This window comes from Oscillibacter sp. PC13, assembly GCF_900115635.1.
In the GTDB taxonomy this organism is placed as follows: Bacteria; Bacillota; Clostridia; order Oscillospirales; family Oscillospiraceae; genus Oscillibacter.
Window position 1 is genome coordinate 38,486 of sequence record NZ_FOXE01000005.1, and the last position, 12,335, is coordinate 50,820.

At 52.7% G+C, this 12,335-nt stretch carries 12 protein-coding genes and 2 tRNA genes; 4 read left to right on the forward strand and 10 right to left on the reverse strand.

Annotated features, from left to right (window positions below; all coding sequences use genetic code 11):
• Nucleotides 1–1,074 precede the first annotated feature (1,074 nt).
• A complete protein-coding gene (locus BMZ81_RS03870) occupies nucleotides 1,075–2,226 on the forward strand; it encodes a tyrosine-type recombinase/integrase (RefSeq protein ID WP_091128869.1) in 1,152 nt (383 codons plus the stop codon).
• A 117-nt stretch (nucleotides 2,227–2,343) separates the two neighbouring features.
• On the opposite strand, the gene BMZ81_RS03875 is transcribed toward BMZ81_RS03870, so the two are convergent.
• The 4 genes from BMZ81_RS03875 to BMZ81_RS03890 all read right to left on the reverse strand — a co-directional run bounded on the left by BMZ81_RS03875 (nucleotide 2,344) and on the right by BMZ81_RS03890 (nucleotide 4,809).
• Nucleotides 2,344–2,419 (reverse strand) — tRNA-Met (locus tag BMZ81_RS03875).
• A 12-nt stretch (nucleotides 2,420–2,431) separates the two neighbouring features.
• Nucleotides 2,432–2,517, reverse strand: a tRNA-Leu gene (locus BMZ81_RS03880).
• Between the two features lie 301 nt (nucleotides 2,518–2,818).
• A complete protein-coding gene (gene mnmA / locus BMZ81_RS03885; RefSeq protein WP_091128873.1) occupies nucleotides 2,819–3,889 on the reverse strand; it encodes a tRNA 2-thiouridine(34) synthase MnmA in 1,071 nt (356 codons plus the stop codon).
• Nucleotides 3,890–3,993: 104 nt separating this feature from the next.
• Complete coding sequence (locus BMZ81_RS03890; RefSeq protein ID WP_091128875.1) at nucleotides 3,994–4,809, reverse strand: sensor histidine kinase; 816 nt, start codon at nucleotides 4,807–4,809, stop codon at nucleotides 3,994–3,996.
• A 346-nt stretch (nucleotides 4,810–5,155) separates the two neighbouring features.
• On the opposite strand from BMZ81_RS03890, the gene gap reads away from it, so the two are divergent.
• From gap to BMZ81_RS03905, 3 genes are all read left to right on the forward strand, one after another.
• Entirely contained in the window at nucleotides 5,156–6,181 is a 1,026-nt protein-coding gene (gene gap / locus BMZ81_RS03895; RefSeq protein ID WP_091128878.1) for a type I glyceraldehyde-3-phosphate dehydrogenase, read from the forward strand.
• A 440-nt stretch (nucleotides 6,182–6,621) separates the two neighbouring features.
• The gene (locus BMZ81_RS03900; RefSeq protein WP_177187189.1) at nucleotides 6,622–7,599 is read left to right on the forward strand and encodes an MBL fold metallo-hydrolase; all 978 of its coding nucleotides are present in this window, start codon (nucleotides 6,622–6,624) and stop codon (nucleotides 7,597–7,599) included.
• Nucleotides 7,600–7,608: 9 nt separating this feature from the next.
• Nucleotides 7,609–8,349: a metallophosphoesterase gene (locus BMZ81_RS03905; RefSeq protein WP_091128883.1), complete on the forward strand. Its 741-nt coding sequence runs from the start codon at nucleotides 7,609–7,611 to the stop codon at nucleotides 8,347–8,349.
• Between the two features lie 357 nt (nucleotides 8,350–8,706).
• Here BMZ81_RS03905 and BMZ81_RS03910 read toward each other — a convergent pair whose 3' ends face one another.
• The 6 genes from BMZ81_RS03910 to BMZ81_RS03945 all read right to left on the reverse strand — a co-directional run bounded on the left by BMZ81_RS03910 (nucleotide 8,707) and on the right by BMZ81_RS03945 (nucleotide 12,334).
• The gene (locus tag BMZ81_RS03910; protein WP_177187190.1) at nucleotides 8,707–9,327 is read right to left on the reverse strand and encodes a PIN domain-containing protein; all 621 of its coding nucleotides are present in this window, start codon (nucleotides 9,325–9,327) and stop codon (nucleotides 8,707–8,709) included.
• A gap of 154 nt (nucleotides 9,328–9,481) precedes the next feature.
• On the reverse strand, nucleotides 9,482–10,030 hold the full coding sequence (gene raiA, locus BMZ81_RS03915) for a ribosome hibernation-promoting factor, HPF/YfiA family (protein WP_091128885.1): 549 nt from the start codon (nucleotides 10,028–10,030) through the stop codon (nucleotides 9,482–9,484).
• A gap of 314 nt (nucleotides 10,031–10,344) precedes the next feature.
• Complete coding sequence (locus BMZ81_RS03920) at nucleotides 10,345–10,812, reverse strand: S1 RNA-binding domain-containing protein (RefSeq protein ID WP_091128889.1); 468 nt, start codon at nucleotides 10,810–10,812, stop codon at nucleotides 10,345–10,347.
• A 134-nt stretch (nucleotides 10,813–10,946) separates the two neighbouring features.
• Entirely contained in the window at nucleotides 10,947–11,264 is a 318-nt protein-coding gene (locus BMZ81_RS14220; protein WP_242942562.1) for an FtsB family cell division protein, read from the reverse strand.
• 469 nt (nucleotides 11,265–11,733) lie between these two features.
• Entirely contained in the window at nucleotides 11,734–12,015 is a 282-nt protein-coding gene (locus BMZ81_RS03940; protein ID WP_091128895.1) for a YabP/YqfC family sporulation protein, read from the reverse strand.
• A 73-nt stretch (nucleotides 12,016–12,088) separates the two neighbouring features.
• Nucleotides 12,089–12,334, reverse strand: a complete 246-nt coding sequence (locus BMZ81_RS03945; RefSeq protein WP_091128897.1) for an RNA-binding S4 domain-containing protein — start codon at nucleotides 12,332–12,334, stop codon at nucleotides 12,089–12,091.
• Nucleotide 12,335: the final 1 nt, after the last annotated feature.

Sequence of the window (12,335 nt, forward strand, 5' to 3'; positions counted from 1 at the left end):
CACACTTTACGCCGCTGGAATCAATGATGACCACCCGACCTCAGAAAACGGCAAATGAGCCTTTTTGACAAGCGGCCGCCCAGCGTTTCAGCAGCACGTGGAGCGCACCGAGGGTAGTGATACCGCCCCTGCCTCGCACACGCGGAAAACCATGAGCGCCGGATGTACAAATCCCGATTTCGACAAAAGCGAAAAAGATCACGCAGCCCAGCGGGGCCGCGACGCCTCGGGACAGCGACGCGCATCATGCGCATCGCTGTCCCGAAGGCTTTCTGCGTTCTTCGGGAGCACACCCGGCCAAGACCCAAAAGCGGCAAAGTTTGCCGTTCTGATACCCGGCCGCGCAGGGTTTTCGAACCGCGCAAAACGATCCGAGGGTAGTGATACCACCCCCGTCCGAAACGCCCCTGTTTCGCCCTGTGATCCGCTGTGTGCGATCCTGTTGGCGAAGGCAAGTGTGTACCCGCCGCAGTCCCTCGAAACGAACGTTGCGGCGTTTGTGCCGGAGGTGTTGAAGTCCGTGTGACCGATGCATTGGATACGTTGGTATGACTGCGTTTCCTGCGCCTTTCACGGCTTTTTCGAGGACGAAAAAGAAAGCAGGATAAACGGCTGGCGTCGGAACCGACGCTCTGCCCAATCACTTCTGCCCGCAGTGCGGGCAGTTGACGGGGGTTTCAGCGCAATCGGTTGTGGCGCCTTTTGAAGAAAATTTCAGAGCGGCTGGCGTCTTGGTTCCCGCAAACGCAGATGTCCCAAGGATTTTGGTGGTGCCTTGTGGCCGTTTCGGAAGGAAATCGAGGTAATCAAATCTCTCAAGGCGGTAGTGCAGGGCAAGCATGTTTTGCGCCACTACAGTCGATGAAAAGAGACTTTCGACCGTCCAAAAAACGCACCGCTGTAACCAAAGAAGAGCGTTCCCCTGACAGCGCAAGAATTGCGTCGCAATAGACAAAGATTAGGGGCAGAAGTCACCGCAAGGCAAATGATAACTTTCTGATAACAGTTCTGCTTTCCAGTAGCTTTCCTCTGTTGTTTACGGTATGGTTTGCCGTTACAAAGGAGGTTGATATCATGCCAAAAAGACGAGCAAACGGGGAAGGGAACATCCGAAAGCGCAAGGATGGCCGATGGGAGGGGCGCTACACAGTCGGTCACGATCCGGAAACCGGCAAGGCCATCATCAAAAATGTCCTTGGCAAGACGCAGACAGAAGTCAAGGAAAAGCTGAAGAAAGCCATTGAGGAAAACGTGGGCATCGACTATGGGCGGGCAAAGAACTACACAGTAGGTAACAGGTTAGAAGTGTGGTACGAGAACTATGCCAAAATCAAGATGCGCCCATCCACCTACCTGACCTACCATGGCTACATCGAAAACCACATCAAGCCGCAGCTCGGCAAGATCCCGTTGAATGATCTGACGACGCTGCATCTGCAACAGTTCTACAAAAAATTGTTGGCGGAAGGGCGGGTAGAGCGAATCGAAGCACAGAAGCAGCCCAAGGGACTGAGCGCAAAAACAGTGCGCAACATCCATCAAATCATTTCCTCTGCCCTGAAGCTGGCAATCGAGCAGCGGCTGATCGCCCGCAATCCGGCAGACGGCTGCGCGTTGCCGAAGGCGGAGCGCAAGGAAATGCAGACGCTTCCTGTTGAGCAGCTGACGTCCCTCCTCCGCGAGGCAAAAGACAGCGGCGTGTTCGCCCTGTACTATATCGACCTGACCACCGGCCTGCGGCGGGGCGAGTTGCTCGGATTAAAATGGTCAGACATTGATTTGGAAAAAGGAGACCTCCGGGTTCAACGGCAGATCGGACGCATCGACGGCAAGATCATTGAGATGCCGCTGAAAACGAAAAACGCCTACCGCACCCTGCCGCTGTCGGCAGACGCGATAAGCGTTCTGAAAATGCAGAAATGCAAAGTTGGGAACAGTGAGTGGGTGTTTCCCTCGCCAAGCGGAGGACCCATGTCCCCGGACAGCGTGTTGCACATGCTCCAGCGGGTGCTGAAACGAGCGGGTCTACCGAGGATACGCTTTCATGACCTGCGCCACACCTTCGCAACGCTGGCTCTGCAAAACGGAGTGGACATCAAGACCGTGTCTGGCATGCTGGGGCATTTTTCGGCAGGCTTCACGCTGGACACCTACGCTCATGTAACGACCTCCGCCAAGCGTGAAGCGGCAAAAACAATGGGTAACATCCTCTCTGGTGCGGTATAATCCTTTCCGCTATCCGCTCCCGTTGGGGTCAGCGTTTGGGTCAGAAAAAACAGCAAGTAAGTTATTGAACAAAAAAGTACGGAAAAAGTCCTGATTTCGCAAGAAATCAGGACTTTCTGGTTGCGGAGACAGGACTCGAACCTGCGACCTCCGGGTTATGAGCCCGACGAGCTACCAACTGCTCTACTCCGCGATATGAAATTTGTGGTGCCGGTGACCGGACTCGAACCGGTACAGTATCGCTACCGGGAGATTTTAAGTCTCCTGTGTCTACCATTCCACCACACCGGCAGCTGTCGGCAACGATTAGAATACCATAGTTGCCAGCAAATGTCAAGCAGTACCTCTTAAAATATTAAAAAACTTTTCGTCGCTTTTTGCTCCAAAATCCAATGCCGGTGCATCATTTCATGCAATTTCTCCCGCCGGCAAGCATATACTGACTGAGAAGCAAACCGCAAAGGAGGAAGAACCGTGAAAACCCGGGAGAACCGCGACGGTGATGTAGATGACCTGATTTTCCAGGACAACTGGTCCATCAGCAACCGCTAGTGATTGCAGGACGCCGCAAATGCGGCGTCCTTTTGCGTGCTCAGCAGATGGTACCACCGCCAACGACAATTTCACCGTCATAGAAAACAACGGCCTGTCCAGCGGTAATGGCCCGCTGAGGTTCATCAAATATTGCCCGTACCCGCCCGCGCTCCATGGGTTCGATGACGGCGGCGGCTTCCCGCTGGCTGTAGCGGGTTTTGACAGTTACCGACATTGGAGCTGACAGGGTGGGAATAGAAATCCAGTTCATATGTTCCGCTATCAGTGTGTCTTCCCAAAGGGCACTGTCCGGTCCGAGACGAATGGCATTTGTTTCCGCATCCTTCTCCAATACATATAGGGGCTGTTCCGTCGGCAGGCCCAGGCCCTTATGCTGTCCGCGGGTATAGCGGACAAAGCCCTTATGTTGCCCTAAAATATGCCCGGTTTCATCCAGAAAGGGCCCGGTTGGAGATGGATGCCCGGTGGCACGCTCAATGAAAGTGGCATAATCGCCATCCGGCGCAAAGCAGATATCTTGGCTGTCCCGCTTGGACGCATTGATCAAACCATGCTCCGCCGCAATTTCCCGAACCTGGCTTTTATGGAGTCCACCCAGTGGAAAAAGCGTGTGGGCCAACTGCTCCTGGGTCAGCATATAAAGGAAATAGCTCTGGTCCTTGCTCCGGTCTGCACCTCTTTTCAAAAGGTAACGTCCCGTAGTTGTGCTGCGCACAATTTGAGCATAATGGCCTGTGGCCAGAAAATCACCGTGCAACGCCAGCACCCGGTGCAGCAAAGCACCGAACTTGACGGAGCGATTGCAGGCAACGCAGGGATTGGGTGTTTGTCCGCGCTGGTACGACTCCACAAATTCCTGAATGACCGTATCACGAAATATTTGAGAAAAATCAAACACATAGAAGGGAAATCCCAACCGCCGCGCAACCATGCGGGCATCTTCCGCATCAGAAAGAGAACAGCAGGTTTTTTCACGGCTTTCACCGAGATCCTCATTATGAAATAGGCGCAGGTTGACACCGGAGATCTGGTACCCAGCTTGCTGCAGCAACAGCGCAGAAACAGAGCTGTCTACACCGCCGCTCATGGCAATATATACATGGGACATCGGGAAAACTCCTTTGAATTGAAAATAGTGATACTGTTATTGTAACTGGTTTTTCTGAAAAATGAAACAAAAAATTGGCTGCAATTTGTTATGCAGCCAATTTTTCAGTCCTGATTCCGCAGCAAAAAGGCACTGGACGGCAGTGCGTCTGATAAAGCCATCAGTATTTTATTAAAGCCGTTGCTGTATGCGTTGGGGACATCTGAAACACTGGGGGATCCTGCTTGCCGGTCGGGAAGAGAAACTGTGAAGCGAGTGCCCTTTCCGGCTCTTGACTCTGCCATGATACTGCCGCCGTGTGCCTCCGCAATGCGGTGACACAAAAATAATCCAAGTCCAAGCCCTTGCCCGGGAAGTGGTTCCTCAGAAATCTCATGGAGATAGCGGTCAAAAAGCACAGGCAGCAAATGCTCGTCAATGCCGCAGCCGGTATCGCAGACAGAGAGCAGTACCCGATTGCCGCTGATCTTTAGCTCTACAGATACACTTCCGCCGGCAGGTGTAAACTTGAAAGCATTGGACAGCAGATGAAACAGCAGCTGTTCGATGCTGTCGCGATTGACGGCACAGATGTGGCGATCTAAATTGCAGAGAAACTGCAGCTTCAGACCAATCATAGCGGCCAGATCATCTGCCTGCAGACACAGGGTACGGATCAGCTCTACAATATCGCAATCCTGCAGGAGAAGGGGAGGCCCTGCATATAAAGAAGACACGGCTGAGAGATCATTCACCAGCCGCAGTAATTGATAGTAGCCTTGATCCAGGACGGCGGCCTTAGCGTCCAGAATGGGATTCAGCTCCCGATCAGCAGCAGGGACCAACTGACCGGCCGCCAGGTGGAAATTGCTCAGGGTGCCGCGAAGCTGTGTGGAGATATTGCGGAACAGGGCGGCCAATTGATGAACATCCGGATCCATGGGAGGCTCCTTTCCCGTGCCCGCTGGCACTGAATGTAGCATTTACAGAGAGAGAATCCAAAAACCATGGAAAACCCTGCCTATAACACCATTAGCATAACAAAAGCTATTTATAAAAACAAGAATTTTGTTGAATTATGTCGAAAATTGACGAGGAACAGGCTGAAAAGCGGAAAAGTAAAAAACGATATGTGCAAAACAGACAAGAATATTTGAATTTTAAAGACGTAATTTTACGTAAAAATGTAGGGAAATATTTACTCCTTGTGCTATAATAAAGACAGAACTTACTGGGCATCCACGGGCATGCTTGGTGAAATATGAAAACAGTGGAAGGAATGGGAACATGGCGATCAAAGTTGGCATTAATGGCTTCGGCCGAATTGGCCGTGTGGCACTGCGGATTATGCTGGAGAGAGGCTGCAGCAGTTATGAGATCTGCGGCATCAATCTTCGGAATGCAGATTTGGATTATATGGTTTATCAGGTAAAGTATGACACGGTTTTCCGGACCTATCGCGGTATTGTGGAGCACGATGACCGCCACCTGATTATCAACGGAAAGAAAATTCGCGTATACAGTGAGAGCGATGCCAACTTGATTCCCTGGGATGACTGCGGTGCAGAGTACATTATTGAATCCACCGGCGTATATAACACCACGGAAAAGGCGGCTGCCCACTTCCAGCACGGCGCAAAAAAGGTGATTATCTCCGCCCCTGCCAAGGATGACACAACCCCCACGTTTGTGATGGGCGTCAACCATAAACTGTACACGCCGGATATGGATGTGGTGTCCAATGCCTCCTGCACGACGAACTGCCTGGCCCCCATGACCAAGGTCATCAATGATACCTTTGGTATTGAGCAAGCGCTGATGAGCACCATCCACGCCGCCACAGCCAAGCAGAAGGCCGTTGACTCCCGTGCCGGCCGTGACTGGCGCACCGGGCGCAGCGTGATGGGGAATATCATTCCTTCCACCACAGGCGCTGCCAAGGCCGTTGGTCTGGTGATTCCGGAGCTGAAGGGCAAGATGACCGGTATGAGCTTCCGTGTGCCCACCAATGATGTCTCCGTGGTGGATTTGACCGCCCGCCTGAAGCAGCCCGCCAGCTATCATGATGTGTGTGTGGCGATGCAGAATGCTGCGAAAAACAGCATGAAGGGCATCATTACCTGCACCACGGATCAAGTGGTTTCCTCTGACCTGACCGGTTTTTCCGAAACCTGCATTTTTGATGAGACGGCCGGCATTATGCTGGACAACAACTTTGTAAAGCTGATCGCCTGGTACGATAATGAATGGGGCTACAGCAACAAGATTCTGGATCTGATGGCTCACATGTACGAAGTGGATCAGAAGATCTGAGGATGTTTTAAGGCAGAGTCAAAGCGGCTTCTGCTGTGAGTGGGCCGTCTTTGCAGACTGGCGGTATCTATCGGGATCCCGGCGGTTTGGCTCGCCCCATAACGATGAAAACACTCCTTTTTTGGTATAGAGGCCAAGGAAGGAGTGTTTTTGCGCAGCTTCTGATACGGTAGGTCTGCGGATCGGCGCCGCTGCAGGGATTTCCCTGTTTTCCACAAGGAACCTTGCGAACCACCCCGGGCTGTGGTATGCTCGTTCCACTGGGCTTTTCGGCTGCCGCTGTTCCACCCTGCCGGAAGCGGCGAATGCAGTCTGATGTACGGCCCGGTACCCGGCTGCGCAGGTTTGGTGGATTTCCGCTGCCGCTGAGCGGAATCCAGATCCTCCAGTGGCCAAGATGCAGACCAAATTACAAGAAAATACTCCAGGAGGCACAGCACATGTTAAAAAAAGTAGCAGAGAACATTTATCAAAAAACCGTTCCCCTGCCCAACAACCCCCTGCGGGATATCAATGCCTATATCATTACCGGAGAGCGAAACCTGCTGATTGACACCGGCTTTAACAGGCCAGAATGTGAGGAGGCTCTGCGAAGCGCATTTGAGGAACTGGGCATTGCGGAAACAGACCTGTTCATTACCCATCTGCATTCCGATCACTGCGGACTGATCGGAAAGTTTGCCCGGGAGTCCAGCACGATTTTCACCGGGGAGACGGATGGGGAGCTCATCAATTTTGAAACCGGTAACCTCTACTGGCGAATGCTGGATGATCTGTTTATCAAGTATGGATTTCCGAAGGCGGACTTTGGGCGGAACACGGATATTCACCCGGGCAGAAAGTACTGCCAGGATACACGGGTCAACTTTACCTATGTGAAGGAGGGCGATGTGCTGCACTACGGCGGATACCACCTGCAGGCCGTGGAAACCCCCGGCCATACCCCCGGCCATATGTGCCTTTATGACGCCGAAAAAAAAGTGCTGTTTTGCGGGGATCATATTTTAGGAACCATTACGCCGAATATCTGCATTGAGCTTTGTACGGAAAACCCGCTGCAGGAGTATTTGGAGAGCCTGAAAAAAGTGGAAAAGCTGGATGTCAGCCTGCTGCTGTCCGCCCACGGAACGCCGGTGGAAAACATGTACGCGCGGATTCAGGAACTGTACCGTCACCACAACGACCGACTTGCAGAAGTACTCAGCATTCTGGGCGGCAGCCGGAAAACGGCATATGAAGTTGCACGGGATATGACCTGGGAAATTGACTGCAGGAACTGGGAGGAGTTTCCTGCCCCGCAAAAATGGTTTGCAACGGGAGAAGCCGTTTCCCACCTGCAGTATCTGTATTTTTCCGGCCAGATTGTCCGTGAGGAGCAAAACGGTATCTATTCCTATAAAAAGCCGGAAGCAGTGTAACCAGCCGACATGACGGAAAGAATTTTTATCACAGGCGATAAGCACGGAACCTTCTCCCCCTTTTTTGGCCTTGCGGCGAAAAACGAGCTGAGACCGTCTGATATTTTGATCATAGCAGGGGATGCCGGCTACATCTGGGACAGGAACTACCCCTCCAAAATTGAAACCCTGCAGCAGCTTTTTCCCGGCGTTGTCGCATTTATAGACGGGAATCACGAAAACCATGCCCTGCTGAACAGCATGGAAGTTGAATCTTGGAATGGAGGCCGTGTACACCGGGCTGGTGAGCGGGTATTTCACCTGATGCGGGGAGAGATCTACTCCATTTATGAAACCCGGATTTTCACGTTCGGCGGAGCCCGGTCCGTTGGCATCGATCGCAGGGAGGATGGGTTCAGCTGGTGGAAGAAGAAAGGGGTAAGCTGGTGGCCGGAAGAAGAGCCGACACCTGCGGAAATCGCGTATGGAGAGCGTCAGCTGGCGGCGCATCTGCATGAAATCGATTATGTGATCTCCCATGAAACCCCGTTGTCCGCCAGGGCGGCCATTTCCAGATCCAAGGAAATTGACGCGGATTACCAGCTGCCGGCGCTGTTCGATACATGGTATCAGATGCTTTCCGCTGCACCGCGGTTCAAAAGGTGGTATTTTGGACATATGCATGTCGACCAGCCCATTACTCCGCAGCTGCGTGGGATCCACAGCAATATTCTGCCGCTTGGCCAGGAAGAAAAATTGCGCTGGGCATAACAGGAAGGGCCGGATCAGACAGGAAAGCAGCATATTCCGGCAAGGAATCGTTTCTGTGGCGTCTGTGCCGACCATATGGTGAGCGCAGCTGGATCGGAAAATGCGCAGCCGGTTGGCTCTACCTTTCCCAGAACTTGGAGGCGCGGATGCGAGAAGCCCATCACTGCACCACGCCCCCTGCTCCAGGGACATCAAAGGGAGCAGGAGATATAGAACAGCAAAACTGAAATTGATATGGTGCCCTGCGGGGAAAGGGCAGCTGCTGCCGGCTCCTCTTCAGTTTCTGCCCGGCTGTGTATATTTTAAGAAAAGAGCATCCCTTTTGATGTTTTCATCGAAAGGGATGCTCTCTTTCACTTATTCGGAAAGAACTTCGGTGTTCTTTTCAGGGGTGGGCTGCTTTTTTCTCCGACCGCCGCGGGAACCTCGGCGGGGACGGACGGCAGCTTTTGGTACCGGCCCGGTAGTCAGTGTCACGGACTTTTCCGGCGCCTGAAAGAGCTGCTCCAGATGGCTGTACAGCAATCCGCCTTGGGCACCGCCGTATTCCTTTGCCAGCGCATGCTTCAACTCCTGGCGGGAAGTTGCCTTCAGTATAAAGCTCAGGTGCAGGCACTCCTCAATCGAGGGCCGCAGGGCAACTTCCTGAAAAGCGTCAGCATACCGGGCCCGGAGTGCATCAATAGAGGCGGCATACCCCTTATCCTGGCTGATGACATAGGCAAAGTCCGCTTCCTGCTTTCCGACCAGAACACCCAACTCCGTAATAATCTGGAAGTCAATGGAGTTTTTGCCGTCCCGGACGCTTTCGATATACTGCACGTCTGCCTTGGCGCCTGTGCACAGCTTTTGGATTTTAGTGGGGGTCAACCCCTTTTGGTAAAAGATCAGGACGGTGTCCTGCTCGGAGAGCATCTCAATGCCCTTCAAGCCGGTGCCAATGTTGTTATCGCCGTCCACCAAAAAAATCATTTTCATGAAAAAGTACTTTCTTTCGTTGAATTTTGCCTGTTCCAAGGGAAAAGACCCATTTAGTATACCAGATTATCCGGAAAAGCACAAGGAAAAACACCCGGTCAACCCGGGAAGAAAGAAATCTGGGGGCCATTGCGGCCCCCAGAAAACACGTTACTTATTCAGCATCATCCGTGGCAATCAGACCATAGCCGCCATTTTTACGGCAATAGACAATTGACAGGGCGTCATCCTCGCTGTTGCGGAAGACGAAGAAGCTGTGATCCAGCAGATTCATCTGCAAAATGGCCTCCTCTGGGCTCATGGGCTTTACGGAAAAACGCTTGGTACGGACAATGTTGAATTCTTTCTCCTCCGTTATCTCAAAATCATCCGCAGGGGTGGGAGGCGGAAAGCCCTCGCTCCGCAGCCGCTTGGAGAGGCGGGTTTTGTTCTTCAGAATCTGGCGCTCGATATAGCCAACAGCAGCGTCGATGGCACCGCGCATATCACCGTCCGGAGCCTCAGTCTGGGCCCGGAGCATGGTACCACCGCCTCGGATGGTAATTTCCACCGAGCAAAGATGATCCTTCTGCACAGTGAATGTAATAAACGCAGTGGTATCCTCTTCCCGGAAATAGCGCTCCAGCTTGGAGATTTTCTTTTCAGCATACTCCTTGATGGAGTCGTTCAGGGACACTCGCTTACAGGCAAAGGTACACTTCATCGAAATCGCTCCTTTCGTATGAAAGAGAGTTATATACCCTCTCTTTTGTATAGTATAACACAAGGATACTTCGTTGAAAAGAGAAAATATGTCTATTTTCACAAATTGTTTAAAAATGCATTTTTTCGGCAAAAGAACTCTCTTTCCGGCAAAAGCTCCTGTTTACAAAAGCGGCGGCAGGGGTGTATCATAATGAAGGAAGCTTTCCAATATCCCACCCGCTTGGGCCGCACAGTGCATGGCGCTGGGCGGCTCTTTTTTATACTGGTGCACCCATATAAAAAGGAGATCGCCAGAGGCGATCTCCTTTTGTGCTATTTCCGCCTGCGGCCGCCGCCCCGCTTGCTGTCCACACTGCGGTTCAGATCAGCCATCTTTCCCTCTGAAGAGGAGAGAAATTGCTTTAACTTATCCTCAAAGGACTGATCTCCGCTGGGAGATATGGGCTGTGGAGTCCGGAAGGAGGTGCGCGGTGCCATAGGCCGGGGTGTGCTGCCGACAGGCCGCTGCTGGATTGGGCGCGGCCCTCTGGGAGCAGGACGTTCCTGCTGCGGCAAAGTTTTTTTAATGGAAAGGTTAATTTTTCCATTATCTGTAGAGAGAACCAAGACCTTAACAGTCTGTCCTTCCTGCAGAAAATCATGTACATCGTTGACAAAGCTGTTGGCGATCTCTGAAATATGCACCAAACCGGACTTCCCATTGGCCAAGGCGACAAATGCGCCGAATTTGGTGATAGAGGTCACCTTACCCTCCAGAATGCTCCCAACCTGAGGCTCCATACAGTTACTTGTTTCTCCTTCCGGTAATTTTCCGGGCACGCTGTCTGTAAAAGGTGCCCGCATTTCCATACAAGAGGGCCGATGCCGAAGGGAAGAAGAGAACAGGACGTCCTTCTCGCCGCCCGGCACCGGTCTCAATTGCTCACATCATAAAATACGCGCTCGCCAGGGGAAACCAAGCCCAATTCATCCCGGGCGATTTCCTCCATCTTCTCTTGGGTGTTGCCGGCAGCAATATCCGCAGAAATGGAATCATTTTCCTGCTGCTGAACCTGCACCTGGGCGGCCAGTGCCTCTTTTTCGGCCCGAGCGGCGTCCACCTGCCCCTGCAGCCGGTAAAGCTGCCACCCTGTGGCGGCCAGAAGTACCAAAATCAAAATCTTGGTGGGGAGGCTGGCCCGAGTTCTCCGACCGTTCTTTTTTTGCTTTTTTGTATTTGCCTGGTTTGCCATGGAGTCCGCCTTTCTTCTGAGAAAACCGCTTACACCCATTTTTTCTTATTGTATAGCATTTCCCTGCAAAATAAAAGAGATTTTTTCCGCTTTGCCATGTTTTTTTGCAAAATTGTCGGCACCAATGGGCAGGGATGGACAGTAAATGCAGCAAAAGCGCCAAAGTGTCCACCCAAAAGTCCCAAACTGGCCGAAGCGACGCAGAAAATGCGGAAAAAAACAGTACGGATCCGCCGAGAATTCCCAGTAGCACATACAGTCTCAACTGCCCCTCAGCCAGGCGCAGGGTAAATAAAAAGACTGCGGTCCCCAGAGACAGACAGTATAGGCTGTCCAGCAGAGCGGTGAGGCGGGGTCTGCGAAGCCGGAAGGCCCGCAGCAAATCATACAGCAGTCCGGCCGACAGACCCAGCAAAATGGACTGGCCAAAGACCAGCAGCTGCTGGGAGACGTAGTTCTCCATAGGGCGTTATCCGAATAGCCGGCGCAGAAAACCGCCCTGTTCCCGGCCGCCGTCTTCATAGGAAATAGAATCAATGCGGCCATCCACATGCAGCTCGCCGCCGTCAAGAGACAGCTTGCCAATGTGCAGATCTTCTCCGGTAATGACCAGCGTACCGGCACTGGTGGACATGACGATGCCTGCTTCGTCAAAGCGTTCCACGTCCTCCACGCCGGAAATCGTCAGCTGTTCCCGTCCGATGAGTTCCAGGCGATGCCCGGCCTGCGGCATTGCAGTGTAGTCGTTCATACGGTGTCCCTCCCCCTGTCCCAACTATATGGGGCGGAGAGAAAAAATATGAGCGGGAATTACACCGGCAGGATCAACGCCCGATTTCCCGGTACAGTGCCGCAGCGTCCGCTTGGCGGACGGTTTCCTGCACAGACAGTACCTCCACAGTCACAGTCCGTATGCCGAACCGCAAAGAGATTTGATCTCCTACCTTTACATCATAGGAGGCCCGGGCGGGCTTACCGTTGACGGTCACCAGTCCGTTGTCGCAGGCCTCGTTGGCAATGGTCCGCCGCTTAATCAGACGGGAGACCTTCAGATATTTGTCCAATCGCATG